At 73.9% G+C, this 26,133-nt stretch carries 20 protein-coding genes and 1 tRNA gene; 8 read left to right on the top strand and 13 right to left on the bottom strand.

All coding sequences use genetic code 11. The features are described from left to right. Positions 1-76: 76 nt before the first annotated feature. The 7 genes from glpR to J5Y04_RS17975 form a co-directional block, all read right to left on the bottom strand. Positions 77-1,135, bottom strand: coding sequence for a gephyrin-like molybdotransferase receptor GlpR (glpR, locus tag J5Y04_RS18005; RefSeq protein ID WP_209413042.1), 1,059 nt, complete (start codon positions 1,133-1,135; stop codon positions 77-79). Between the two features lie 150 nt (positions 1,136-1,285). Then, positions 1,286-1,870, bottom strand: a complete 585-nt coding sequence (locus J5Y04_RS18000) for a GNAT family N-acetyltransferase (protein WP_374106049.1) — start codon at positions 1,868-1,870, stop codon at positions 1,286-1,288. Positions 1,871-1,908: 38 nt separating this feature from the next. Beyond that, positions 1,909-2,427, bottom strand: a complete 519-nt coding sequence (locus J5Y04_RS17995; RefSeq protein WP_209413041.1) for a molybdenum cofactor biosynthesis protein B — start codon at positions 2,425-2,427, stop codon at positions 1,909-1,911. Further along, positions 2,424-2,864: a cyclic pyranopterin monophosphate synthase MoaC gene (moaC, locus tag J5Y04_RS17990; RefSeq protein ID WP_245205005.1), complete on the bottom strand. Its 441-nt coding sequence runs from the start codon at positions 2,862-2,864 to the stop codon at positions 2,424-2,426. The genes J5Y04_RS17995 and moaC overlap by 4 nt, the downstream gene beginning before the upstream one ends. 169 nt (positions 2,865-3,033) lie before the next feature. Then, positions 3,034-4,398, bottom strand: a complete 1,365-nt coding sequence (gene glp / locus J5Y04_RS17985) for a gephyrin-like molybdotransferase Glp (RefSeq protein WP_209413039.1) — start codon at positions 4,396-4,398, stop codon at positions 3,034-3,036. Between the two features lie 25 nt (positions 4,399-4,423). Next, on the bottom strand, positions 4,424-5,344 hold the full coding sequence (gene galU / locus J5Y04_RS17980) for a UTP--glucose-1-phosphate uridylyltransferase GalU (protein WP_209413038.1): 921 nt from the start codon (positions 5,342-5,344) through the stop codon (positions 4,424-4,426). Between the two features lie 13 nt (positions 5,345-5,357). Then, positions 5,358-6,266: a GGDEF domain-containing protein gene (locus J5Y04_RS17975; protein WP_209413037.1), complete on the bottom strand. Its 909-nt coding sequence runs from the start codon at positions 6,264-6,266 to the stop codon at positions 5,358-5,360. A gap of 75 nt (positions 6,267-6,341) precedes the next feature. Here J5Y04_RS17975 and J5Y04_RS17970 point away from each other — a divergent pair, with 75 nt between their 5' ends. Then, positions 6,342-6,935 carry a 5-formyltetrahydrofolate cyclo-ligase gene (locus J5Y04_RS17970; protein WP_209413083.1) on the top strand — a complete coding sequence of 198 codons (594 nt, stop codon included), beginning with the start codon at positions 6,342-6,344 and terminating at the stop codon, positions 6,933-6,935. A gap of 58 nt (positions 6,936-6,993) precedes the next feature. On the opposite strand, the gene J5Y04_RS17965 is transcribed toward J5Y04_RS17970, so the two are convergent. Beyond that, positions 6,994-9,714: a penicillin acylase family protein gene (locus J5Y04_RS17965; RefSeq protein ID WP_209413036.1), complete on the bottom strand. Its 2,721-nt coding sequence runs from the start codon at positions 9,712-9,714 to the stop codon at positions 6,994-6,996. A gap of 324 nt (positions 9,715-10,038) precedes the next feature. Between J5Y04_RS17965 and J5Y04_RS17960 the strand changes: the two genes are divergently transcribed. From J5Y04_RS17960 to mscL, 4 genes are all read left to right on the top strand, one after another. Further along, positions 10,039-11,529, top strand: a complete 1,491-nt coding sequence (locus J5Y04_RS17960; protein WP_209413035.1) for a potassium/proton antiporter — start codon at positions 10,039-10,041, stop codon at positions 11,527-11,529. 472 nt (positions 11,530-12,001) lie between these two features. Further along, complete coding sequence (locus tag J5Y04_RS17955; protein WP_209413082.1) at positions 12,002-13,306, top strand: MFS transporter; 1,305 nt, start codon at positions 12,002-12,004, stop codon at positions 13,304-13,306. A 147-nt stretch (positions 13,307-13,453) separates the two neighbouring features. Beyond that, positions 13,454-13,765 carry an FmdB family zinc ribbon protein gene (locus J5Y04_RS17950; RefSeq protein ID WP_209413034.1) on the top strand — a complete coding sequence of 104 codons (312 nt, stop codon included), beginning with the start codon at positions 13,454-13,456 and terminating at the stop codon, positions 13,763-13,765. 687 nt (positions 13,766-14,452) lie between these two features. After that, entirely contained in the window at positions 14,453-14,872 is a 420-nt protein-coding gene (mscL, locus tag J5Y04_RS17945) for a large conductance mechanosensitive channel protein MscL (RefSeq protein WP_209413033.1), read from the top strand. Positions 14,873-14,932: 60 nt separating this feature from the next. Here the strand turns inward: mscL and J5Y04_RS17940 are convergent, their stop codons facing one another. After that, positions 14,933-15,169, bottom strand: a complete 237-nt coding sequence (locus tag J5Y04_RS17940) for a hypothetical protein (protein ID WP_209413088.1) — start codon at positions 15,167-15,169, stop codon at positions 14,933-14,935. Between the two features lie 206 nt (positions 15,170-15,375). Next, positions 15,376-16,347, bottom strand: coding sequence for a sigma-70 family RNA polymerase sigma factor (locus J5Y04_RS17935; protein ID WP_209413032.1), 972 nt, complete (start codon positions 16,345-16,347; stop codon positions 15,376-15,378). Positions 16,348-16,837: 490 nt separating this feature from the next. Between J5Y04_RS17935 and J5Y04_RS17930 the strand changes: the two genes are divergently transcribed. Then, a complete protein-coding gene (locus J5Y04_RS17930) occupies positions 16,838-17,647 on the top strand; it encodes a phosphatase PAP2 family protein (protein WP_209413031.1) in 810 nt (269 codons plus the stop codon). Positions 17,648-17,718: 71 nt separating this feature from the next. On the opposite strand, the gene J5Y04_RS17925 is transcribed toward J5Y04_RS17930, so the two are convergent. Beyond that, positions 17,719-20,235 (bottom strand): ABC transporter permease, encoded by a 2,517-nt coding sequence (locus J5Y04_RS17925; protein WP_209413030.1) that lies wholly within the window; start codon positions 20,233-20,235, stop codon positions 17,719-17,721. Between the two features lie 223 nt (positions 20,236-20,458). After that, a tRNA-Arg gene (locus J5Y04_RS17920) sits at positions 20,459-20,531 on the bottom strand. Positions 20,532-20,735: 204 nt separating this feature from the next. Here J5Y04_RS17920 and J5Y04_RS17915 point away from each other — a divergent pair. After that, a complete protein-coding gene (locus tag J5Y04_RS17915; protein ID WP_209413029.1) occupies positions 20,736-22,277 on the top strand; it encodes a glycosyltransferase family 39 protein in 1,542 nt (513 codons plus the stop codon). 174 nt (positions 22,278-22,451) lie between these two features. Further along, a complete protein-coding gene (locus J5Y04_RS17910; RefSeq protein WP_307853167.1) occupies positions 22,452-23,360 on the top strand; it encodes a YhjD/YihY/BrkB family envelope integrity protein in 909 nt (302 codons plus the stop codon). A 195-nt stretch (positions 23,361-23,555) separates the two neighbouring features. Here the strand turns inward: J5Y04_RS17910 and J5Y04_RS43550 are convergent, their stop codons facing one another. Continuing rightward, entirely contained in the window at positions 23,556-26,024 is a 2,469-nt protein-coding gene (locus J5Y04_RS43550; RefSeq protein ID WP_209413028.1) for a D-alanyl-D-alanine carboxypeptidase, read from the bottom strand. Positions 26,025-26,133 lie beyond the last annotated feature (109 nt).

Here is a 26,133-nt window from a genome sequence, read left to right as displayed (position 1 = left end):
AAGAAACTTTAGCACCTTTCCGAGGGGGCTCGTGACCACCCCCCGGGACGCCGTCCCGACCGGCGTCCCGGCGCGGTCATTCGTTGGCCGCGCGGGGGCGGGTCTCGGGGGCCGGCGCTTCGGCGTACTGGTCGAAGAGCGGGGTGGTGCGGGCCTCGGTGGGGCGGCCGGCCGTCCAGGTGCCCGGGGCCGACAGGTCGAGGCCGCGGGTGACCCGGGGGGCCACCGGGGCGGTGACGTAGGTCGGCAGCGGGACGGGGACGGGCTCCCAGGAGTCCGGGCCGGCCGCACCGCGCTCGCGCATGCCGTCGACCCACTCCTCGTGCTCGGTCGCCTCCGCCACGGCCGAGGCCGAGGCCGCACCGGTGGTGGCGGCCGGCGCGGGTTCGGCCGGCTCCGGGTCGGTGGCGAGCCGCAGGTGCGGGCGGGCACGGACGGGCTCCTCGGGGGCGACCGGCGGCAGCTCCTCTGCCGGCCGGGCCTCGGCGCGCCGCTGCTCGCGCTTGCGCAGCCGCTCGGCGGCCTGGGCCGCCCGGGCGCGGTCGAGCTTCACCTCGTACCGCAGGCGCTCCAGCCGCCGCAGGTGGCCGATGTAGAGGGTGAGGAGGACGGCCGGCACGGCCGGGACCCAGAGGAAGGCCAGACCGGCCACCGCCGCGACGACCGCGCCGAACGCGAACGCCAGGAAGAGGACGCTGACCATCCGGCGCCGCCGGGCCAGCAGCCGGGCCCGGCGCTCGGCCCCGGCCCGCCGCTCGGCGGTCTCCTCGGCGGTCCGCTCGGCCGCGTGCCCCGCGGGGGGCTCCACGGCGCGTTCGGCCGGGCCGTCCGACGGGGCCTCCGCCGCGCCGTCCGCCGTACCGTCCGCCGGGGTGTCCCCGGGGTCGCCGGAGGCGGCCTCGTCCCGTCCGGGAGGGCCGTCCTTGCTCTGCTCGTCGTCACGCGGTTCGTCGCCCAGGGCCCGGGATGCCCGCCGCTCCAGCGCCGAACGCCCGGCCAGCAGGCGGATGGCGGTGCTGAAGCGTTCCGTCGGGCGCGCCTCGTTGAGCTCGTCCTGCCTGCGGAGCCACATCGGCACGAGATAGGCGGCCCAGGCCCCTACGATGACGGCGTAGATAAGGCCGCTACTGCTCACGTTTCACACCGTACGGGCGCCGGGGAAGGCCTGGCAGCAATTTGGCACGGCGTGTCGTGTGATCAAGCTGATTCTCCGACTATTTTGCCGGTATTTGTGCCCGTCCGTCGCCACGCCGATGCCATATCGATATTTCTTTCGAACATATATTCAATTACCTGGACCCCTGCCCGAACTGAGCGTCCGCCAGCGCTCCAGCATCCCCTCGGGGACCTCCTCGGCGGTGAGCGCGTACACCAGGTGGTCCCGCCAGTCGCCGTCGATGTGCAGATAGCGGGGCCGCATTCCCTCCGAGCGGAAACCGAGCTTTTCCACCACGCGCCGGCTCGGGGCGTTCTCGGGACGGATGCAGACCTCGATCCGGTGGAGTCCGAGGGTGCGGAAACAGTGGTCCACCGAAAGCGCCACCGCGGCCGGCATGATGCCCCGGCCGGCCACCGCCTCGTCGATCCAGTAGCCGACGTTGGCCGAGCACATCGAGCCCCAGGTGATCCCGCCCACGGTCAGCTGGCCGACCAGCTGCCCCTTGTAGAGCACGACGAAGGGCAGCATCCGGCCGGCCGAGGCCTCGCCGCGCAGGAACCGGACCATCTGCCGGTAGGTCGGCCGCGGACCGGCGCCCTGGCCGGCCGGACCGGGCGGCACGGTGGCCTCCCAGCGGCGCAGCCAGTCCCGGTTGCGCCGGCTGACCTCCTGCCACTCGCGCTGGTCGCGGGCCCGGATCGGGCGCAGCACGACCTCCCCCTCGTGGAGCTCTACCGGCCAGCCGGCGTTCAGTGCGCTCTCCCGGAGTCAGGTGCGTCGGGCCGGGGGTGGTCCCCGCCGCCGAGCTGGTCGACGGCGTGGGCGAGCAGCGGCTCCAGGACGGCCAGGCCGTCCTTGACGCCGCCGGTCGAGCCCGGCAGGTTGACGATCAGGGTACGTCCGGCGAGGCCGGCGAGCCCGCGGGAGAGTGCGGAGGTCGGGACCTTCGCACGGCCCTCGGCCCGGATGGCCTCGGCGATGCCGGGGACCTGCCGGTCGATGACACGGGCGGTCATCTCGGGGGTGAGGTCCATCGGGGAGATGCCGGTGCCGCCGGTGGTCAGCACCACGTCGTAGCCGGCCGCAACCGCCTCCCGCAGGGCCGCCTCGACCGGTTCGCCGTCCGGGACGACCCGGGGGCCGTCGGCGGTGAAGCCCATCGCGCGCAGGCCGGCCACCAGCAGCGGGCCGCCCTTGTCCTCGTAGACGCCGGCCGAGGCCCGGTTGGAGACGGTGACGGCGAGCGCCCGTCCGGCCGGCGCGCTCACGCGCCCGCCTCCGGGGTGAACCAGTCGCCGCTCTTGCCGCCGGTCTTGCTGAGCACCCGGACGGCCTCGATGGTGGCGCTCTTGTCGACGGCCTTGACCATGTCGATCACGGTGAGGCCGGCCACCGCGACGGCGGTGAGCGCCTCCATCTCGACGCCGGTGCGGTCGGCGGTCTTCACGGTCGCGGTGATCTCGACCGCGTCGTCCGCGACGGAGAGGTCCACCTTGACCCCGGAGACCGCGATCGGGTGGCAGAGCGGGATGAGGTCCGGGGTCTTCTTGGCGCCCATGATCCCGGCGATCCGGGCGACGGCGAGGGCGTCGCCCTTGGGCACGCCCTCGCCGCGCAGCAGCTCGACCACGCGCGGGGAGACCCGGACCCGGCCGGCCGCGACGGCGGTGCGCGCGGTGGTGGCCTTCCCCGAGACGTCGACCATCCGGGCCGCGCCCTGGTCGTCGACATGGGTCAGGCGGTCGCCGGGTGGTGAGGTGCTCACGGGTGCTCCAGAGGGGGCGCGCAGGTCGAATACCGCGCTACCGTACCCCCCGTCCCGGCCGGGGCGTGGGACGGGCCGTGTCCGCGAGACGGCCCGCCGCGCCGGCCGGTCAGCCGCCGAGCAGGACGACGTCCACCTCGCTGCCGGCGGGCAGCTCGGTGACGTCCTCGGGGACGGTGATCAGGCAGTCCGCCCGGGCCAGCGCGCCGACCAGGTGGGACCCGGCCCCGCCCACCGGCTCGACCACGCCGGCCGCGGCGTCGTACCGGCCGCGCAGGAACTGCCGGCGGCCCGCGGGCGAGCGCAGCGCCGACCGGCAGAGCCCCCGGACCACCGGACGGTGGACGTCGGCGGCGCCGAGCATGGTGCGGATCACCGGGCGGACGAACAGCTCGAAGGAGATGTAGGCGCTGACCGGGTTGCCGGGCAGGGCCATCAGCGGCACGCCGGAGCCGCCGGCCCCTGCGCCGCTCCCGGCGCCGATCCGGCCGAAACCCTGCGGCTTGCCGGGCTGCATCCGCAACCGGCGGAAGTCCACCCCGCCGTAGGACTCGAAGACCTCCTTGACCACGTCGTACGCGCCGACGCTGACGCCACCGCTGGTGACGATCAGGTCGGCCCGGCCGAGCTGGTCCTCCAGGACGGCGCGCAGCCGCGCCGCGTCGTCGGGCACGCCGCCGACGCGGTAGGCGATGGCGCCGGCGTCCCGCGCCGCGGCGGTGAGGGTGAAGCTGTTGGAGTCGGAGATCTGGCCGGGGCCGACCGGCTCGCCGGGCTGGACCAGCTCGCTGCCGGTGGAGAGGACCACCACGCGCGGGCGCGGGCGGACCTTCACGGTGGCCCGGCCGATCGCGGCGAGCAGGCCGAGCTGGGCGGGGCCGAGCCGGGTGCCGGACTCCAGCACCCGCGAGCCGGCGGCGACGTCGCTTCCGCGGCGGCGGATGTGGGCGCCCTCGGAGACCGGGCGCAGCACCCGGACCTCCTCGTCCTCGACGGCGGCGGCCATCGCGTCGGCGGCCTGCCCGCTGCCGGTGCCGCCGTCGGTCCACTCGACCGGGGCGACGGCCTGGGCGCCGGGCGGGACGGGGGCGCCGGTCATGATGCGGGCGGCCTGGCCGGGGCCGACCTTGGGCAGGTCGCCGGCGCCGGCCGCGATGTCCCCGACCACGGCGAGGACCGAGGGGTACTCGGCGGTGGCGCCGGCGGTGTCGGCGGTGCGGAGCGCGTAGCCGTCCATCGAGCTGTTGTCGAAGGGCGGCAGGTCGCCGTCGGCCAGGACGTCCTCGTCGAGCCGGCAGCCCTGGGCTTCGAGCAGCTGGAGCTCGATCGCGGGCAGCGGGCCGACGGCGGCCAGGACGTCGGCGAGGTGCTCGTCGACCGTCCAGAGGCCGCCGGAGCGAGCGGCCGGTGCCGGGTCCGCGGGTCCCCCGCAGCAGGCGGCGGGGGTGGTGTTGCCCTCCGTGGACCCGGTCATCGGCTCACTCGCTCTCTGTCGTAGGTCAGTCCTGGAGCTCGGAGGCGACGAACTCCCGGAGCCAGGAGCGGAACTCCGGGCCGAGGTCCTCGCGCTCGGAGGCCAGTCGGACGATAGCGCGCAGGTAGTCCGAGCGGTCACCGGTGTCGTAGCGGCGGCCCTTGAAGAGGACGCCGTGCACCTGGCCGCCGGTCTCCGGGGCGCGGGTGGTCAGCTCGCGCAGGGCGTCGGTGAGCTGGATCTCGCCGCCGCGGCCGGGCGGGGTCTCGCGCAGCACGTCGAAGACCGAGGGGTCGAGGACGTAGCGGCCGATGACGGCGTAGTTCGAGGGGGCCTCGGCGGTCTCGGGCTTCTCGACCAGGTCGGTCACCTGGAAGACGTCCTCGCCGAAGCCGTTGGCCTTGACGGCGGCGCAGCCGTAGAGGTGGATCTGGGAGGGGTCGACCTCCATCAGCGCGACGACCGAGCCGCCGAGCTCCTGCTGGACCTCGATCATGCGGGCGAGCAGCGGGTCGCGCGGGTCGATCAGGTCGTCACCGAGCAGGACGGCGAAGGGCTGGCCGGCGACGTGCTGCTCGGCGACCGAGACGGCGTGGCCGAGGCCCTTGGGGTCGCCCTGGCGGACGTAGTGCATGTTGGCCAGCTCGACGGACTCGCGGACCCGGCGCAGGCGGTCCTGGTCGCCCTTGCGGGCGAGCAGCTCCTCCAGCTCGTAGGCGCGGTCGAAGTGGTCCTCGAGAGCGCGCTTGTTGCGGCCGGTGACCATCAGTATGTCGGACAGCCCGGCGGCGGCGGCCTCCTCGACGACGTACTGGATCGCCGGCTTGTCGACGACCGGCAGCATCTCCTTCGGAGTGGCCTTGGTCGCCGGGAGGAAGCGGGTACCCAGTCCGGCGGCGGGGACCACGGCCTTGGTTACCGGCGGTCGAGAGCTGGTCGTCGTCATGCGTTTTACCTTACTAAGGCATGTTTACGCCTGGCCGAGCGCGGTGGACCGGTGGTGACAGCACGTTGCTGGGCCCGGCCACGATGGCAGGCAGAGGTGGGGTGACGGGAGAGGCGAGGGTGTCCTCACCGGCACAGGCCGACAGACTACCCGCCTTTCCCGAACGGTCGTGCTCGGCGGCGGGACCGCCGTGCGACCGCGGGCAGGACGTTCCGCGCCAGCAGTCCCCGCCGGCCGCCCGGGCCTCGGCCAGGGCCCGGTCGGCGGCCCGGAGCAGCACGGCGGCGTGCGTGCCGTCCTCCGGCAGCACCGCGACGCCGACGGCGGCGGTCAGCCCGTTGCCGTGCGGGCGACGGTCCTCGCGCGGGCCGGAGGACCAGTCCAGCAGCAGGTGGCGGCGGACCGACCAGACCAGCCGCTCGGCGACCTGCGCGGCGCCCTCCGCGCCGGTGTCCGGCAGCACGGCCATGAACTCCTCGCCGCTGTACCGGCCGAAGGTGTCCGAGCGGCGGATCTCCATGCCGAGCCGCTGGGCGAGGTCGCGCAGCACCGCGTTGGCCCGGGCCCGGCCGTGCTCGGCGACGACCGCCTCGAAGCCCGCGATCTCCAGCAGCAGCAGGGCCACCGGGCGCGGCCCGTCCTGCTGCTCGGCCTGCTCGGCGCGGCGGGCCCGCTCGATCTCCCCGTCCAGGGTGAGCTGGAGGTGCCGGTAGTTCCAGACGCCGGTGAGCGGGTCGCAGGAGGCGGTGCGCTCCAGCTCGGCGCAGCGGGCCTCCAGCCCGGCGACGCGCTCGCGCAGCCCGGCCTCGCGGGCGGCCGCGCCCCGGTCGCGGCGGCGCTGTCGCAGCCCGAGCGCGGTGGCGCCGGCCAGCGCGGGGGCACTCAGGACGGCCAGGGCCTGGACCAGCAGCGGGGTGGACATCGGGGTGCCTTCCGCATGTCAGGCTCTGGGCGTCGCCCGCACAGAGCTGGGGAGGATCGAGCCGTGGAGGATCCCATGCACAACGAGAAGAGCGCGCTGAGGACACGGCTGCTGTCGCAGCGGCGCGCACTGGCGCCGGAGGTCCGCGAGGCGGCCGCGGAGGAGCTGGCCGGGCACGCCGGGGAGCTGGCCGCGCCGGGTGCCACGGTGGCCGCCTACGTCTCGGTCGGCGCCGAGCCGGGCACCCGTCCGCTGCTGGACGCGCTGCTGGCGCGCGGGGTGCGGGTGCTGCTGCCGGTACTGCTGGCCGACAACGACCTGGACTGGGCCGCGTACGAGGGTCCCGGGGCGCTGGCCCCGGCCGGGCGCGGGCTGCTGGAGCCGGTCGGCGGCCGGCTCGGGCCGGAGGCGGTGACCGGGGCGGAGCTGGTGCTGCTGCCGGGCCTGGCGGTGGACCGGCAGGGGCTGCGGCTGGGCCGGGGCGGCGGCTCGTACGACCGGGTGCTGGCCCGGCTGGAGCGGGCCGGCGTACGGCCGCTGCTGGCGGTGCTGCTGTACGAGCACGAGCTGCTGGCGAGCGTGCCGGCCGAGCCGCACGACCTGCCGGTGGACGTGGCGCTCACGCCGTCGGGGCTGCACCGCCTCGGCGGGGACGCGCCGGGCCGGTAACGGCCGCGGCCCCGCCCTCCCCGGTGCGGGGTGGGCGGGGCCGCGGTCCTGCGGCGGGTCAGCCGGTGGTCAGCACCAGCTTGTTCTTGGCCGACTTCTCGACCGCGTCCGGCGAGAAGGCCCAGGTCAGCAGCTTGCCGTCGAGCCAGAGGTCGGTCTGGTCGTTGTAGTTGGGGTGGAAGGCGTGCCCGGAGGCGCCGCCGACGTTGATCCAGCGCGAGGCGTCGAGGTCGCTCATGTCGACCACCATCCGCATCGACGGGATCCAGTCCACCTCGTACCCGGCGGCCGCGTTCCAGCCGGCCGCGTCGACCGCCGCCGAACCGCCCGAGAGGCGGTAGGGGCCGCGGTTGAGCAGCTTGTGCACGACGCCGGAGGCGATCGACGAGTCGTCGGTCCCCATGGTCTGCTCGCGCAGCGTCAGCTTGTGCAGGCGGCCCCAGCTCCAGGTGGAGACGTCCTTGCTGAGCAGCGAGGTGAGGTCCTGACGGGCGTTCTTCATCGCCTCGGCGAGCAGGTTGTCCAGGCCCTTCTGCTCCTTGTGCTCCGAGTCGATGTACGTCCACCAGCCGCTGTCGGGCTTGTCCAGCTGCTGGCGCACCACCTCGGTCCAGCGGTCGCCGCCGTCCGGCTGGGCCTTGCCCGGGTCACGGGTGCCGCACTCGGTGACGATCTGGGTGCTGCTGTCCGGCTTGGTCGGGTCGGTCTGCCGGCGGACCAGCAGGCAGTTGTCCTTGGCCCGCAGGTCGGCCGGGAACTTCTGGCCGAAGGAGAGGCTGAGCAGCTGGCGCCAGACGCCGTTGTAGTAGGCGGCGGCGGCCGAGTCGGCGTCCTGGTGGTAGTTCCAGTCCTTCAGGAGGTCCTGCGCCTCGCGCACGTACGGGTCGTCGATCTGCACCTTGAGCAGCAGCGGGACCAGCTTCTTCGCGAGGATGCTGGTGTTGTCGAGCTGCATCTCCTGCATGTCGTCCGGCGAGATCCTGCCGTTGTTCTTGAGCTTGGCCTCGATCTGGTCGGTGATCTCCTTGGCCCGGGTGCCGTACTCCCAGTCCTTGGTCAGCAGGTACTTGTACGAGGGGTCGACCACGGCCTGGTTGGCGGTGACGATGTAGCCGGCCGGGGGGTTGTAGCTGTACGGCAGGGCGGTGAAGGGGATGGAGCCCTTCCACTGGTAGGCGGAGTCCCAGCCGGGGGCCGGGTAGGTGCCGTCGCCCTTGCCCCGCACGGGGATGTCGCCGGGGGCCTGGTAACCGATGACCTTGGAGTCGGCGTAGATCAGGTTCTGCGCGGGGACGGCGAAGTCCTTGGCGGCGGCCCGGAAGTCGTCCCAGCCCTTGGCGCGGTCCAGCTCGAAGACGGCGTCCATGGTCTTGCCGGGGCTGAGCGCCGTCCACTGCAGGGCGACGCCGTAGCCGCCGGTGCCGCGGTCGGGGGCGGCGGTGCCGTTCGGCGCGTACTTGCCGACGTTCTGCTGCTCGGTGCTCTGGTCGGAGATCAGCGGTGCGCCGGTCTGCGTGGTGCGGACGGTGATGGTGCGGTCCTCGCCGCCGGCGACCTTGATGGTCTCCTTGCGCAGCGCGAACTTCACCTCCTTGCCGTCCACCAGGTACGTCTCCGGGCCGGTGACCTTCTCCAGGAAGAGGTCGGTGACGTCGGCGCCGAGGTTGGTGAAACCCCAGGCGATGTCCTTGTTGTGGCCGATCACCACGCCCGGCATGCCGGCGAAGGTGAAGCCCGAGACGTCGTACTGGCAGGCGGCCGAGACGGTCCGGCAGTGCAGGCCCATCTGGTACCAGACCGAGGGCAGGCCGGGGCCGAGGTGCGGGTCGTTGGCCAGCAGCGGCTTGCCGGTCGTGGTGTGCGAACCGGCGACCGCCCAGGAGTTGGACCCGATGCCCTGGCCCTGTCGGCCGAGCAGCTGCGGCATCGCGTCGATCCGGTCGGTGACGTCCTTCAGCATCGCCTTGGTGGCAGCCGCACCCTGGGCGGCGGAACCGGTGCCGGGCGCGCCGGCGGCCGGGGCGGCGCCGTCGGCGGGGCGGTAGGTGTCGCCGCTGACGGTGCCGGTCCTCACGATCGTGCCGTTGCTCGCGTACGGGTACTCCGGGTACAGCTCGGCGATCTTCTCCGGGCTGAAGTCCTGGGCGAGCAGCGAGCGGTCGATCTCCTCCTGGAGGTTCCCGGAGAGGTTCCAGGCCATCGCCTTCAGCCAGGACACCGAGTCGACGGGCGTCCACTGCTCGGGCTTGTAGCCGCCGTTGACGACGCCGAGCAGCGTGTACTCCAGCGAGGCGCTCTGGCCGCCGGGGTGTTCGCCGAGCCAGGCGTTGACGCCGTCCGCGTAGGCCTGGAGGTACTTCTTGGTCTCCGGCGCGAGCTTCTCGTCGAACTCCTTCTGCGCCACCTGGCGCCAGCCCATGGTGCGGATGAAGGAGTCGGTCTCGACCTGGCCGTCGCCGAACATCTCGGAGAGGCGGCCGGCGGTGATGTGCCGCCGGACGTCCATCTCCCAGAAGCGGTCCTGGGCCTGGACGTAGCCCTGGGCCCGGAAGAGGTCCTCGCCGGTGTCGGCGTAGAGCTGGGGGATGCCGTTGGCGTCCCGCTTGACGTCGACCGGCGCGCTCAGGCCCGCCACCTTGACGCTGCCGTCGACCTCCGGGAACGACGCGCGGACCGCGGCCACCCCCCGGTAGCCGCCGTAGCCGGTGCCGGCCACCAGCAGCACGACCAGCACGATCACGATCAGACGGGCGCGCCGGAACTTCTTCGAGCGGGGCATCTGGGTCCTTGCGGTCCTCGACTGGGGAGCAGGTGGGCATGTCCAGGGCACTCGGCCATGACAGGGCACCACATTAGGCCGACTCGGCTGGCGGGCGTGCACGGGGGACGCCCACGGTGGGATCCGGGGAGGTCAGAGAACCGCAGGCGGGAGGCCGGTGGGAAAGGTGAAGCTAAAGATATGGCAAAATGTTAGACTGAGTAACGATCCGCAAGGGGAGCAATCGGCCTTCGCCGGCCCCGTCCCCCTTCCGGCCGTCGACTCCTCCGGCCTCACCGCCGCCAGACACCCCGCCCGCCCCCAGCCTGCCCGAGGTGCCCCTGCGTGAACGTCGACCACTTGAACCAGCTGCTCCTCGAGTTCTCCGTGATCCTGCTGGTCGCGGTGGTCGCCGTGCGCATCTCGACCCGGTCGGGACTGCCCAGCCTGCTGATCTACCTCGGCATCGGCGTCGCCCTCGGCCAGAACGGCCTCGGCGTCTCCTTCAACAACGCCGCCCTCACCCAGGTGCTCGGCTACGCCGCCCTAGTGGTGATCCTGGCCGAGGGCGGTCTCAAGACCAGCTGGCGCGAGGTGAGACCGGTGATGCCCGCCGCCACCGTGCTCGCCACCGTCGGCGTCGGGGTCAGCGTCTTCGTGACCGCCGCCGGCGCCCACTGGCTGGTCGGCCTCGACTGGCGGACCTCCATGCTGCTCGGCGCGATCGTCTCCTCGACCGACGCCGCGGCCGTCTTCTCCGTCCTGCGGATGGTGCCGCTGCCGCACCGGCTCACCGGCCTGCTGGAGGCGGAGTCCGGCTTCAACGACGCGCCCGTGGTCATCCTGGTCGTGGCCTTCGCCACCGCGGGCGAGCTGGACTCCTGGTACGTGCTGGTCGGCACGATCGTCGCCGAACTGGCGATCGGCGCGGCCGTCGGCTTCGCGGTCGGCAGGATCGGCGCGTTCGGGATCAAGCACGTCGCACTGCCGTCCTCCGGCCTCTACCCGATCGCGGTCATGGCGCTCACCGTGCTCGCCTACGCGGGCGGCGCACTGCTGCACGGCTCCGGCTTCCTCGCCGTCTACATCAGCGCCGTCATCCTCGGCAACGCCAAGCTGCCGCACGGACCGGCCGTCCGCGGCTTCGCCGACGGGCTGGCCTGGATCGGGCAGATCGGCATGTTCGTGCTGCTCGGCCTGCTCTGCGCCCCCGAGTCGATGGGCTCGGCCGTGGTGCCCGCGCTGGTGATCGGCGCGGTGCTGGTCTTCCTGGCGCGGCCGCTCTCGGTGGTGCTCACCCTCACGCCGTTCAGGCTCCCCGTGCGCGAACAGGCGCTGCTGAGCTGGGCCGGACTGCGCGGGGCGGTGCCCATCGTGCTGGCCACCATCCCGATGGTCGCGGGCGCCCCGATGGCCCAGGAAGTCTTCAACATCGTCTTCATCCTGGTCGTGGTGTTCACCCTGCTCCAGGGCCCCACCCTGCCCCTGGTGGCCAAGTGGCTGCGGATCGGCGAGGGCTCGATGGGACAGGACCTCGGCATCGAGTCCGCCCCGCTGGAGAAGCTGCACGGACACCTGCTCTCGGTGGCGCTGGCGCCTGACTCGAAGATGTCCGGCGTGGAGATCAGCGAGCTGCGGCTGCCGGCCGGGGCGGCGGTCACCCTGGTCGTCCGCGAGGGGAGCAGCTTCGTCCCGGACAAGGCGACCGTGCTGCGCGGCGGCGACGAGCTGCTGGTGGTCACCACCGACGAGGTGGGCGAGGCCGCGGAGCGGCGGCTGCGGGCCGTGGACAAGGGCGGCAAGCTCGCCGGGTGGCTGAACGGCCGGGGGCGCTGAGGGAGGCCGGGCGCGGGACCCGGGGGCGGCCGGGCAGGGGCCGGGCGGGACCCGGGGGCGGCCGGGCAGGGGCCGGGCGGGACCCGGGGGCAGCCGAGCAGGGGGGCTTGAAGTGGCTGAACGGACGCCCTGGCCTGCGACTTGAGGGGTTCGTCCGCCGTTTACCTTCAATTGGCAGGACAAATTTGGATGGACCCTGTATTGTGGAGGCAAGCGCGACATCTACGCGCGTATAAGTATGATGGACGAAACACCCCAGCATCTGCCTGAAGCAGAGTTGGCGCGACCGCTCGGCGGCCGCGGCCTGACCCCCGGCAACCACACCGGGCCGGCCCGGTAACTACCCCGGTCGACGCGCGAGAGGACGACTCTCGGCGCCGTCGGGGCCACCCCTTGCCCCTTCCGCGCTACCAGGCAGCAGGAAGGACCGACCGTGACGGCCCGCCGAACGGTCGACAACAGCGGCGTCCCCGTGGACGCCCCCTCCGACGCCGAGGCGCCCGCCCGCATCGGCTACGGCGCGCTGCTGCGCACCCCGGGCGCCTGGACGTTCCTGGCGCCCGCGTTCGCCGCGCGGCTCCCGTACGCCATGCTGAGCCTGGGCATCCTGCTGCTCGTCTTCGACACCCACGGCTCGTACGGCACCGCCGGCACCGTCGCGGCCGTCTCGGCCGTCGCCCAGGCCCTCGTCGGGCCGCAGACCGGCCGGCTGGCCGACCGGTACGGCCAGGCGGCCGTCCTGGTGCCGAGCGTGATCGTGCACGCGGTCTCGGTCGGCGTGCTGATCGCGCTGGCCCTCGGCCACGCCCCCGTCTGGGCCCTGCTGCTGGCGGCCGCCCCGGCGGGTGCCAGCGTGCCGCAGATCGGCGCGATGGTCCGCTCCCGCTGGGTCGCCAAGCTCTCCACCGAGGGCGCGCCCGCGGCCAAGCTGAACACCGCGTTCGCCTTCGAGTCGGTGACGGACGAGTTCACCTTCGTGATCGGCCCCGTGCTGGCCAGCGCCATCGCCACCTCGGTCAACCCCTCGGCCGGGCTGATCGCCGAGGCCGCGCTGACCGTCGCCGGCGGGCTCGCCTTCGCCGCCCAGCGCCGCACCGCCCCGGCCCGCCACCCGCACCAGCCGGGCGCCCGCCGGGTCTCCGCGCTGTCCTCGCCCGGCGTCCGTCTGCTGGCCGGCGCGTTCCTGGGTGTCGGCACGGTGTTCGGCGGGATGCAGGTCTCCGTCACCGCCTTCACCGAGTCCGTCGGCCAGCCCGGCGCCAACGGCACGGTCTACGGGATCTTCGCCGGCGGCTCGATGCTGGCCGGCGTGCTCTACGGCATGATCGCCTGGCGCCGCGCCGCCCGGCAGCGGATGCTGGCCAGCTACGCGCTGCTGGTGCTGGGCTGCTCGACGCTCTGGGCGATGCCCAACCTGGTCGCCCTGTCCGTCGCCGGCCTGGTCTGCGGCCTGGCCATCGCGCCGACCCTGATCACCGGGTACACCCTGGTCGAGACGCTGGTCGCGGACGGCGCCAAGACCGAGGCCTTCACCTGGCTGACCGGCGCCATCGGCCTCGGCCTGGCGACCGGTTCCACGGTGGCCGGGCGGCTGATCGACGGCCACGGGCCGTCGGCCGGGTTCCTGGTGCCGGTGGCCGGCGCCGGACTGGGCCTGGTCGCGCTGGTCGCCCTACGGCACCTGCTGGTCGCGCCGGGGGCGGCGAGCACCCCGGTGGTCGCCGCCGGTGGCGAGCGGCCCGTGGCGCGGCAGCTGGTCGGCGCGGCCGAGCGCTGAGCGGAGCGCGTACAGCACGCGTGCGGGGGGCGCCAGGCGGCGCCCCCCGTCTCATCTCACATTCGAGTCGCTGGACTGATCCAGCGGAATGCCGCATCATTGACCATCGTTAGCACTCATCAGGCGAGAGTGCCAGGAGGAAGACAAGTGCCCACGTACCAGTACCAGTGCACCGAGTGCGGCAACGGCCTGGAGGCGGTGCAGAAGTTCACCGACGAGGCGCTGACCACGTGCCCCGAATGCCAGGGACGGCTCCGCAAGGTCTTCTCGGCCGTGGGTGTGGTCTTCAAGGGTTCCGGCTTCTACCGGACCGACAGCCGCTCGTCCTCCAGCAGCTCGGTGGGCGCGGGTTCGTCCTCGTCGTCCTCGTCCTCGTCGGCAGCCCCGGCCTCGTCCTCGGGCGGCTCCGCCCCCGCGGCGAGCCCCGCCCCGGCGGCCGCGGCGAAGCCGGCCGGCTGATCCCAGGCTTTCGAAGGGCCCGTTGGCCCCGCTCCGGCGGGGTCGGCGGGCCCTTCGTCGTGCGGGGCCCGGGGGAACTGTGCGGGGCCCGGGGTGGTTTCCGTGCGGGGCCCGGGGTGGTTTCCGTGCGGGGCCCGGGGTGGTTTCCGTGCGGGGCCCGGGGGGGTGTGCGGGGCCCGGGGTGGTTCCGGTGCAGGTTTGGGATCGCATTCCCGGAGCCCCCGAATTCACCCGGGCGGGTGACGGAAGTTATCCACAACCCCGGGTTTTCCACAGACCTGGGGAAAGGACTTCCGCCGGGCTCGCTTGCGGCCCAGAGTGTGCGTCACGAGAAGCCGGTCCGCAGCGGGCCGGCGCCCTGCGACCACCGGCGGTGCTCATGACGACCACGAGCCTCCCCCCTCCGTTCCCGCTCCCCGCGCCCTCCGTCCCGCCCCGGCGGGAGGTGCCGTCGTTCCCGCCGATCCGGCGCGGGTCCGGCCGCCTCCACCGGCTCCGGCAGGCCTTCCGGCACCGGCCCGGGCTGCCGGCCCTGCTCCTGCTCACCGTGGCGGCGGCGCTGGCGTTCGGGCCCGCGCGGGCGGGCCTGCCACCGCCGGGCGCCGCACCCGTCCACCAAACGGGTTGTCAATCGGGGGCCACCGAAGATCACCTGTAACCGGACAACGACTTCGTCGTTCACGCGGCATGAAAGGCTTCAAGGAATTCCTGCTGCGGGGAAATGTCGTCGACCTCGCCGTCGCCGTGGTCATCGGCGCGGCTTTCACCAACATTGTCAACACCTTCGTCAAGGGCGTGATCAATCCGATCGTCGGCGTGTTCGGGGCCAAGGACCTGACCTCCTACAGCTCCTGCCTCAAGGGCCCCTGTGAGGTGAGCGCGACCGGGGAGGTGACGTCCGGCGTCCTCATCCTCTGGGGCTCGCTGCTGAGCGCGGCCCTGCAGTTCCTGATCACCGCGGCCGTCGTCTACTTCTGCCTGATCCTGCCCATGTCCAGGTTCACCGCCAAACGGAGGACCCTGGCCGAGGTCCAGGTGGAGGCGGAGGCCAAGGAGGTCGTCCTGCTCACCGAGATCCGCGACGCGCTGGTCATGTCCCAGCGCTGAGCCCTGGCAGCCCGGTGCGCGGCCGCGCGGAGGCGCCCTGCGCGCAGCGGCACGCCCCGGTCAGTCGCCGTGGTGCGGCGGGCGCTGGCTCAGGTACCAGTCCAGCCCCCGCCCACTGCTCTCCCCCGCTGCCGGGCGGTCGCCCCAGCCGCTGTCGGTGTCGTCCCGGGACTGCTGGTCCAGCGGGTCGCGGAAGACCAGGCGGGCCTTCGGCGCCGCTTGGGCGGAGACGCCGGACCCGTCGCCCGCGGCCGTCGTGGGGTCCGTGCCGTCCTGCACGGGCTTCTGCTCGGTCACCGGTCGGCCTCCGTCTTGCACGTTGTCCACTCCTCCAGCCTAGAAGCTCCCGGCACCGGGCCGGGCCCCGGAGCCGTCCCCGGCCCCGCGGCCGGGCCGCCGTCCGGGGACGCGTGGACCCCGGCGCGGAACGCTCCGCGCCGGGGCCCACGGCGGTGGCCGACGGCGGCCCGGGCGACGGTGGCCGAGGCCGCCGGGAGAACCCGTCAGGCGGCCTCGAAGCCGGCGTGGTCGGCGATCTTCTTCAGCTCGGCCAGCGCGTGCTTCTCGATCTGGCGGATCCGCTCGCGGGTCAGCCCGTGCTGCTTGCCGACCTCGGTCAGTGTCCGCTCCCGGCCGTCCTCCATCCCGTACCGGGACCGGATGATCGACGCCGTACGGTCGTCCAGCCGGCCGATCAGGTCGTCCAGCTCCTCGCGGCGGAGCATCACCATCACGGCGTCCTCCGGGGACGTCGCCCCGGTGTCCTCGACGAGGTCGCCGAACTGGGTCTCACCCTCGTCGTCGACCGACATGTTCAGGCTCACCGGGTCGCGCGCCCAGTCCAGCACGTCCTTGATCCGCGCCTCGGTGGTGTCCAGCTCGGCCGCGATCTCGGCCGGATCGGCCTCGCGGCCCAGCTCCTTGGACTTCTCGCGCTGCACCCGCCGGATCCGGCCGAGCTCCTCGACCAGGTGGACGGGCAGGCGGATCGTCCGCGACTGGTCGGCGATCGACCGGGTGATCGCCTGCCGGATCCACCAGGTCGCGTAGGTGGAGAACTTGAAGCCCTTCGCGTAGTCGAACTTCTCGACCGCCCGGACCAGCCCCGCATTGCCCTCCTGGATGAGGTCCAGGAGCGGGAGGCCGCTGCGCGGGTAACGCCGGGCGACGGCCACCACCAGGCGGAGGTTGGAGCGGATGAAGACGTCCTTGGCGCGTTCCGCGTCCTCGGCTATCGCCTCCAGCTCCTCGCGCTTCACGCCCTTGGGCAGCTCTCCCTCCTCCAGCAGGTGCTGTGCGTACACGCCGGCCTCGATCCGCAGTGAGAGCTCGACCTCCTCGGCGGCATCGAGCAGGGGCGTCCTGGCGATCTCGTCGAGGTACATACCGACCAGGTCACGATCGGCCTCAAGGTTGGTCGGGCGGGCCGCGCGAGTCCGGTCGGCCCTGTCGCGAACGACGGCACGGGTGGCCATGCTTGCTCCCTTTGCTGGTGCTGCCGAGGTTGCCTGCCTGCCCCGTCGGGGCGGGAAGGGCAAGAAGTGCGGGCCCCTCGGGGCTCACACGTAACGATCCAACGAACAGATTCCGGACAACATTCCCAAGTCGCTCAGATTCTTCCAGCGATGCAGTATCCTGCCGGTTTTCACCCCGGCGATGGACGGAGGGTGACCACTCCGGTACATCCGGTGCCAGTGGGGCGACCGGTTCGGAGCGGTACGCCCTCCGGAGCCCGGGCGGGGCGCCGCCGGGGTCGGCCCGGGAGCCGGCGCACGACTCCTCCGCCAACCCTCCACGCATCCCGCCCTCTCCTTCGTGAACCCCCGCAACACCGTCCGCGTTCCCGCACCACGGGGGATCCGCCCGCGCCCACGCCCCGGCGCACGCAGGTTCTCCGCACAAAAGATGCCAAATCGCTATCGGTCCAGCGCCCGCTCGGCACATCACACTGGGAAGGTGTCAGCCATGCACCTGACCAACAGCGCGCCGCCCGTCACCCCGCGTAACCGCCACCTCCGCTGGTGCGTGGCGCTGGCGGCCGGTTGCGCCCTGCTGTTCGGCGTCCTGGCGGCCCTGGTGCAGACCGGCTGGGAGCCGCTCGCCCGGCTCGACCACGCGTGGATCGACGGCATGCACCGCTACGCCCGGGAGAGCACCGCCTGGACGGCCTCGGTGCAGACGCTCTCCGACATCGGCGGCACGATCACCATGCGGACACTGCTCGGCCTCACGGCGGTCTGGCTCTGGCTGATCGGCGCCCGGGTGCTGGCCGGCTGGGTGGTGGCGCAGACCCTGGTCGGCTGGGGCATGCAGTGGCTGCTGAAGCTCTCCTTCGACCGCCAGCGGCCGTCCTTCCCGGATCCGGTCTCGCACGCCGGCGGCCCGGCCTTCCCCTCCGGGCACGCGATGGCCTCCACCATCACCTGCGCCGTCCTGGCCGGGCTGCTCTGGTCGCAGAGCCGGCGCGGCGGGCGGATCGCCGCCTGCACCGTCGCCGTGCTGACGGTGCTCACGATCGGCTGGACGAGGATCGCCCTCGGAGTGCACTGGCCGAGCGACGTGCTGGGCGGGTGGCTGGCCTCCGGGTTCGTGCTGGGCGCGGTCACCATCGGCGTCGAGCTCTGGCGGCCCGGCGCCCTCGCCCGGGACGTCCGGCGGGTCAACTGGCGGACCAGGCCGAGGGTCCAGCGCGTCCTGGTCTCCCCGCCCCGCCCCGCCCCCTACGACCCGCCCTTCGACGACGCCGCCGAGCGCCCGGACGGCGCGACCGGCTAGCACCGGCGGGACCGGCCCGGTCCCGCGCCGGCCGTGCACAGCCGCCCGGGACCCGGGAGCACCCGGCCCCGTCACGGCGCGTGCAGCGCGTCCACCACCGTCATCCGCCCCACCCGGCGGGCCGGCAGGACGGCCGCGGCGAGGCCGGTCAGCACGGTGAGCGCCAGGGCCGCGAGCACCAGGAGGACCGGCGGGCCGCCCACCGTGCCCAGGGTCGAGGTGACGGACCTGGCGGCCGCCCAGCCGTAGCCCAGGCCCAGGCCCGTGCCGACCAGGGCGCCGGCCAGCGCCAGCAGGAGTGCCTCCAGGGTGAGCATCCGGCGCAGCTGCTGCCGGGACATCCCGATCGCCCGGAGCATGCCGATCTCCCGGGCGCGCTCGTCGACGCCGAGCATCAGGGTGGCCGCGACGCCGAGCCCGGCGATCGCCACCGAGAAGGCGAGCAGGGCCATGCTGATCAGCATCATCCGGTCCAGCAGCGAGCGCAGGGTCTCGGCCTGCGCGGCCGTGTCGGTGACGGTGACCTGCGGCTGACCGTCCAGGGCCCGGTCCATCGCCTGCCGGGCGGCGAACCGGTCGGCACCGGCGGCGGGGCTGATCCAGAGCGTGGTGACGGCCGCCGCCGGGGCGAGCCGGTCCAGGGTGGCCGGGGTGACGAAGAGGACGGCCCCGTTCTGCAGCGTGAACGGCAGCCGGCTGCGGCCGGACTCGATCCGCAGGGTGGTGCCCGGTGCTCCCGCCGTGCCGGCGACCCGGTGCGCGCCGTGCTCGCCGTGTTCGCCGGGGCCGGCCGGACCGTCGTCGCCGAAGCCGCTGAGGGCGGAGCCGTCCGCCAGCGCCCGGGCCTGGCCGGCCCCGTCGGTGGCCGGGTTGACCAGGGCCGGGTCGGCCGCGGCCACCAGCGTGCTGCGGCCGTCGACCTCCAGTGCGGCCGAGCGGACGGGCGTGACGCCGAGCGTCCGCTCCCGCCCGAGCGCGGCGAGCGCCCCGGCCGGCAGCGGGGCTCCGCCGGGGGCGGTCACCGAGAAGACGCCCGGCTGGCGGGCCGAGACCGCCGGGACCAGGGAGTTGGAGGTGATCTCCAGCGCGGTGACCGCGCTCACCATCACCGTCACCCCGAGCAGCAGCGCGGATCCGGTGGCGCCGGTGCGCCCCGGGTTGAGCCGGAGCTGCCGGGTGGCGAGCCCGCCCGCCGTCCCGCAGAACCGCCGCACCGGTACGCCCAGCCCGGCGACGACGGCCGGGAGCAGCCGGTGGCAGAACCGCAGGACCCCGAAGAAGCTGCTGATCGCCCCCAGGGTGACCGCGAGCAGTGACAACGGCGGCCCGGTCGTCACCCCGGCCGCCAGCAGTCCGGCGCCCGCCGCCAGCAGCAGCACGGACAGCACCGTCGCGCGCACCCTGGCACCTCCGGTGGGGCCGGTGACGCCGCCGAGCGCCGCGACCGGCGGCACCGCCGAGGCCGCCTTCGCCGGGCCGCGCACGGCGAGCACCGTGAGCAGTACGCCGAACAGCCAGGCCAGGACGCAGGTCACCGGGGACGGCGTGAGCGAGAGGTGCACCGGCCCGAGGTCGGCGGTGCCGGCCAGCAGGGTGCCGGCGCCGCAGAGCCCCGCCCCGAGCAGGACCCCGGCGGCCGACGCGCCCGCCCCGAGCAGCAGCCCCTGGCGGCGGATGAGCCGCCGGACCTGGGCCCGGTCGGCGCCGACGCAGCGCAGCAGGGCGAGCCGGCGGGTCCGCTGGGCGAGCACGACGGAGAAGGTGTTGCCGACCACCATGCGGGCGACGGCGAGGGCGATCAGCACGAACGACAGCGCCGCGATCAGCACCACCCCGTAGAGCGTCCGGCTCTGCCGGGTCGCCTCGGCGACGGAGGCGTCGTGGGTGCGGACCTCGACCCCGCCGCCGAGGGCCTGCCCCAGCGCCTCGGCGGTCCGCGCGTGCGAGGTACCCGGGGCGAGGCGCAGGTCGAGCGAGGTGGTGGCGACCCCGGTCGCGTACTGCGCCACCGAGCCGTCCGGCACCGCGACGACCGGTCGTCCGGCGAAGCCGGGCGCGCCCCGGCCGTCCAGCGTCCCGGCCAGCCGCACGGTGCCGGTGGTGCCGTCCGCCCGGGTGAGCCGGACGTCCGAACCGGGCCGGGCGTCGACCCGGCGGGCGGTGTCGGCGTCGAGCAGCACCTCGCCCGGGCCGGCCGGCCACCGCCCGTCCTTGAGCAGCTGCCAGCGCAGCGCCGGGTCGGCCGCGACCGAGCTGATCACGGCCGCCTCGTCCAGCAGGCGCCCGGCGGGGGTCAGCACCCCGCCCCGGCCGGCCAGCCGCGCGGACACCGCGGCCACCCCGGGCACCTGCCGGGCCCGGTCGGCCGCCCCCGGCTCCAGCGGGCCCCGCGCCTCCGGCGCCGTCACCTGGACGTCGGCGGGGCCGACCTCGGCGGCGGCGCTCTGGCTGAAGGAGTCGACCAACGCCCCGCTGCCACTGACCGAGGCGATCAGGAAGGCCACCCCCAATGCGATCGCCGCTCCGGTGAGCGCCAGTTGCCGCAACTGCCCGCGCAACTCGGCCAGGGTGTATCGGTACGTCGTCATGGCCCCTCGGATCAACCGCCTGACCAGCCGTGATGCTCCGTCAGGATCATGATCGAGCCTAGGTTCGCCCCGACCCCGCCCCCATCGGCAGGACGTCGCGTTCCTGATCACCCCGGGAGCTGACGCCGCCCGCCGCCGCCTCCTCCTCCAGAGGTACGCGACCCTGACGAAAAAGCCCCGGACCGTGGTGGTCCGGGGCTTTTCCCTCGGGTCGTTCCTTCTGTGCCCCAGGCAGGATTCGAACCTGCGACACCGGCTTTAGGAGAGCCGTGCTCTATCCCCTGAGCTACTGAGGCGCACTCGGTGGACAGCGTACCGGATCGGCGGTGGGGCGGGTGTTGGGGTTTCCGCGGTACGCGGGCGGGTCCTGCGCCGGGTCGGCGTCCGGGAGGGCGGGAGCGGGGGGCGGCGCCCTGAGGGGCGACTGCCGACTGGGTGTCAGACGGCGTCCAGTAGCCTGCGAGGGACTGCCCGCACCCGTCCGATCACGAAGGCCCCCGATGAGACCAGCCGCCGCCCCGCACCCGGCTCTCCGCCTGCTCGGGCAGGTCTGGTTGTGGCCGGCGCTGGCCATGCTCTGCATCGGCGGGTACCGGCTCGGCACGCCGGAGCTCTGGCGGGACGAGGTGTCGACGTGGACCGCGGCCACCCGGCCGCTCGGCGACCTCTTCCGGCTGCTCCAGCACATCGACGCCAGCAACGGCGCCTACTACGTGCTGATGCACGGCTGGACCGCGGTGGCCGGCGACTCCATGATCGCGCTGCGGCTGCCGTCGGTGCTGGCGATGGCCGGCGCGGCGGCGTTCGTGGCACTCACCGCTCAGCGGCTGTTCGGCGGCCGGGTGGCGGCAGTCAGCGGCGGGCTGCTGTTCGCCGTGGTGCCGACGATCTCCCGGTACGCCCAGGAGGCCCGCTCGTACGCGCTGGTGACCTGCGCGATCGCCGCGGCGACCTGGCTGCTGCTGCGCGCGCTGGAGCGGCCGACCTGGAGGCGCTGGGCGCCGTACTGCGTGACGATGGCGGTGGCCGGGGCGGGCCACGTGATCTCGTTCAGCACCCTCGCCGGGCAGCTGGCGGTGGTGGCGGCGCACCTGTGGCGGGCCCGCGGCGCGGTGCGGCGGCGGGTGCTCTGGCAGTACCCGCTGGCGGTGGCCGTGGCGACGCTGCCGGTGCTGCCGGTGCTGCTGTTGGGCAGCCGGCAGTCCGGGCGGCAGCTGGGCTGGATCGGGAAGCCCGGCCTCCACACGCTGCAGCACTTCGGCGAGGCGCTGTTCGGCTCGGCCGGGGTGTTCCACGTCTTCGCCCTGCTCGCCCTGCTGGTACTGGTACTGCCCGGACGGCGGCTGCCCGCGGTGCAGCTGCTGCTGCTCGCGGTGCTGCCGGTGGCCTCCGTCTGGCTGGCGTCGCAGGGCAGCACCTCGTACTTCATCGACCGGTACCTGCTGTTCACGGTGCCGGCCTGGGCCGCGCTGGCCGGCGGCGGGGTGCGCGCGGTGTACACGACGGTGGCCGCGGCCGCACGGCGCAGCCGGACGCCGGGACAGGTCCGGGCCGCCGGGGTGCTGCTGGCGGTCGGGCTGCTCGCGGTGCCGGCGGCGGCGGCGCTGCCCACGCAGTCCGAGGTGCGGGACCCGGGCTCGCACTCCCTCTCCGAGGCGCCGTACCGGGCGGCCGCCGAGCTGATCGCGGCCGGCTACCGGCCCGGGGACGGCCTGGCGGCCCCGCTCGGCAACCAGAGCTGGGCGATGGTCGGACCGGGCGTCACCTACTACCTGCCGGAGGGCGTCCACCCCTACCCCGTCTTCGTCGAGCGCAGCGCGGAGCAGGCGGAGGACCTCTTCCCCTCCGCCTGTCCGCGGCCGGCCGAGTGCGTGGGGCAGGCGCAGCGGATATGGCTGCTGGTGCTCGGGGACACCGCCGAGCCACTGGCCGCGATGCCCGACGACCAGGCGCAGGCGCTCAAGGCCCGGTACGGCACACCGAGCCGGGTGACCCCCCTCGGCGGCGTGACGCTCGCCCTGCTGGACCGTTCCACCCGCTGACCTTCCGCCCTCACCGGCCGCGCGCCCGCCGCCCGGCGCCCGGCGCCCGCGCCGCGCCCGGGGCTGCCCGGATGCGGGCGCGCTCGGGCCGGGTGACCATGGAGCACGGCGTCCAGGGCACGCCCCTGCCCGCCCGCCCGTCCACGGCCGCGACTGCACCAGGAGGACGAGCCCGTGAGCGAGCAGCCGCCCGGGCGGATGGCCCGGCTGAAGGACCGGCTGAAGGACCGGTCACAGACGCTGGCCCGGCACGCCCGCGCGCTGCCCGAACAGGTGCCACTGGTCGGCCGGGCACTCGGCCAGCTGCTGCGGGTGAACCTGCTGGACAACGCCACCCGTTTGGCCGCCCAGGCCTTCCTGAGCGCGCTGCCGGCGCTCTTCGTGCTGGCGGTGTTCGCCCCGGCCGCGATCCGGGACGGCGTGGTGCACACGCTCCGCCAGGAGCTGGGGATCCAGGGATCGGCCCAGCAGTCGGTGCAGCAACTGCTGGAGAGCCACGAGGACCAGGAGTCCGAGTCCGGTTACGGGGCGATCGGCGTCCTGATGACGCTGCTGTCGGCGACCGCGCTGAGCCGGGCGATGCAGCGGGTCTGCGAGCGCTGCTGGGAGTTGCCCAAGTCCGGGACGCGGCTGGCGGCCTGGCGGTGGCTGGTCTGGCTGCTGGTCTGGCTGATCGCCCTGGTGCTCCAGAGCCCGATCCGGAGCGGGTTCGGCCTGGGCCTGTGGCTCGGGATCCCCCTGACCTTCCTCACCGCGGGCGGCATGTGGTGGTGGACGCAGCACCTGCTGCTGGCGGGCCGGGTGCGCTGGCTGCCGCTGTTGCCGGGGTCGCTGCTCTGCGGGGTGGCGGTGGTCGGCCTCGGGATCGCGTCGCGGATCTACCTGCCGGGGGCGATGTCGCGCAGTGTGAGCCAGTTCGGGCCCTACGGGGTGGTCTTCACCGGGCTCTCCTGGCTGATCGTGATGTTCACCGCGCTGACGCTGGCGATCTCGCTGGGGCGGGTGCTGTCCGAGGAACCGCCGCTCACCGAGTGGCTGGGCACCCGCACCGAACCGGGCCGCTGGGGCGGTGTCCGGCTGTAGGCCCCGCCCCGGGCGGGCGACTTCGGGCGGGCGACCGCAGCGGGCGGCTTCGGGCGGGCGGCCCCGTGTGATCTCGGGCGGTGACTTCGAGCGCACACCGGGCCGGGCATGAGAACGGGCATGAGAACGGAGTGGGAAGTCGGACCGGCCGACTTCCCACTCCGTTCGTGTTGTCCCTTCCGGCGACGACTCCGGTCAGAGCATCCGGGTCAGCCTGGAGAGGATGGACGGCGGGGCCAGGTCGGACTGGAGCAGGACCGGGACCTCCGTCTTGTTGTCACCCGCGCCCAGGCTCAGCGTGCCGACCTGGGTTCCGGCCTGGGCCTGGTGGCCGAGCTTCACCGGGTCCAGGGTGAGGGTGCCGGTGATGCCGGGGAACCCTGCCGCGACGAGATCCTTGCCTGCGACGACCGGGACCGTGCCGCCGAGGCCGTCCTCGACCCGGGCCACCACGTCGCCCTGCTTGGCGATGGTCTGCCCGGTCACCACGTTCTGCGCCGCCTGGATCTGCTTGCCGCTGACCTTCAGCACCGTCGGGAGGATCCCGTCGCTGGTCGCGGGGGAGGTGGCCTGCTGGCCCAGGGTGACGCCGAGGATCAGCCGCTTCACGCCGCCGACCTCCTTGTAGGCGGCCCACATCAGGCAGCCGCCGGCCGGGGTGCTGGAACCGGTCTTGACGCCGATGACCCCGTTCTTCGCGTTGATCAGGGTGTTGGTGTTGAAGATCTTCTGCCCGTTGAAGTTGGTGTCCGGGGTGGAGACGATCTGCCGGAAGATCTCGTTCTGCATCACCTGCTCGGCCAGCTTCAGCTGGTCCTTCGCGGTGCTCTTGGTGTCCGGGCTGTAACCGGCCGGGTCGGTGTAGACGGTGTTGTTCATGCCGAACTTGGCGGCGGTGTCGTTCATCTTCTTGACGAACGCGTCCTCCGAGCCGACGTCCCAGCGGGCCAGCAGCCGGGCCACGTTGTTGGCCGACGGCAGCATCAGCATCTCCAGCGCCTGGTACTGGGTGAGCTGCTGGCCCTCGGCCAGGGTGACCCTGGACTCGTCGCTGTTGCCGGACTCCTGGGCGGCCTGCTTGTCGACGGTGATCTTCGGGCCGCTCTCGCCCTTCTTCAGCGGGTGCGACTGGAGGATCAGGTAGGCGTTCATGACCTTGGTGACACTGGCGATCGAGGCCGGCGTCTCCGGGCCGGAGCTGCCGAGGCTGCCGACGCCGACCACCTCGGCGGCCGACTGGCCCTTGGCCGGCCAGGCGAGGTCCATCTGGTCGCCACCGAAGTTGAAACTGCCCGCGGCGGTCAGCTTCACCTTCGCGTCCGGCAGCGGGCGGAGCAGCTGGGCGACCACGACCGCGCCGAGTACGACGGCGAGGAAGACCGTCCAGATGGTGATCCGCTTGAGCGCGCGGCGCAGCGGCGAGACCGGGCGGGCGTTGAGCGCCGCCAGCACCTCCATCGCCTCGGCCGTCGTCGCCGGTCCGAGCATCGGCTCGGTGATGCTCAGCAGGTCGACCGGACCGGGTTCGGTGCCGACCGCCTCCGGGACGGCCGGCGGTGCGGGGGCGGGCAGCGGCTCCGGCTTCGGCAGCGGCGGGGCCGGCGGCACCGGCTGCGGGTCCGGGACGGGGAGCGGGGCGGGAGCGGGCGCCGGCCCGGGCTTCGGGGCGGGCGTGGGCTTCGGCAGCGGTTCCGGGCCGGGCGTCGGCTCCGGCTCGGGGACGGGCGCGGGCTCCGGGTGGGGCTCGGGCACCGGCTCGGGGACGGGGCCCGGCTCGGGCGTCGGCTCCGGCTCGGGGGGCTCGGGAACGGTGCCCGAGCCGGGGGCGGCGGGCTGCACGGGGGTCGCGGGGAGCGCGGCGGCGACGGGAAGCGCGGCGGCCTTCGCGGGGAGGGACTTCTCCAGCTTCTCGGCCTTCGCCGGCCCCGGCTTCTCGGACTGCTTGTCCGCCGGCTCCTGGGCGGGCTTCACGGCAGGCTTCTCCGCCGGCTTCTTGGCGGGCTTCACGGCAGGCTTCTCCGCCGGCTTCTTGGCCGGCTCGTCCAGCGCCTTCGCGGGTGCCTTCTCCGCTGCCTTCGCGGCCGGCTCTTCCGTCGCCTTCGCCGCTGCCTTCGCCGCTGCCTTCGCGGCCGGCTTCTCCGCCGGCTTCTCCGCCGGCTTCTCCGCCGACGCGGCGGTCCGAAGGGCGAGACGCGGGTCGGTTCCGGCCGGCCGTCCGGAGGCCCCGCCGGACGCGCCGCCCTTCACGGGGGCATCGCCGTCGGAATCGGCAGACCCTCCGTCAGCTGCGGACTCGTCACTCTTCGGGGCGGGCGAGGTCAGCTCCGGGGGGAGCCGCAGGGCCGTGGTCGCGTTGTCGACGGGCAGCCGGAGCATCGTGGTCACCGTGTCCACATCCCGGACCCGGAGCTGCACGGTGGAGCCGGCCTTCGCCGTCCCGGACGGTGCCTCGGCCGACCCGCCGTCAGCAGCGTCCGCCGCATCCACGGCGTCCACGGCGTCCGAGGCGTCGGCGTCGCCGGAAACATCGGCGGCACCGGCGGCGGCACCGGCCGCACCGGCTGCCTCCTGGACGCCGTCACCGTCCGCCGGACGCACCCGTTCCCCACCCCGCTCGCTCGCCCGCTCGCCGTCCCGCAGCACCCTGTCGGGGGACTCGCCCACGTAACCCAGCCTCCTCAACGACCGGCGGGGCACCGGCAGACCCGATTTCGGGAAGCCGACGCCCCGCCCCGTGTACCTGTACAGTCTCCGCCACCGACGGAGGTTCCGG

Origin of the sequence: Kitasatospora sp. RG8 (assembly GCF_017813315.1) — a bacterium.
In the GTDB taxonomy this organism is placed as follows: domain Bacteria; phylum Actinomycetota; class Actinomycetes; order Streptomycetales; family Streptomycetaceae; genus Kitasatospora.
This window is presented reverse-complemented; position numbering and strand designations above follow the sequence as displayed.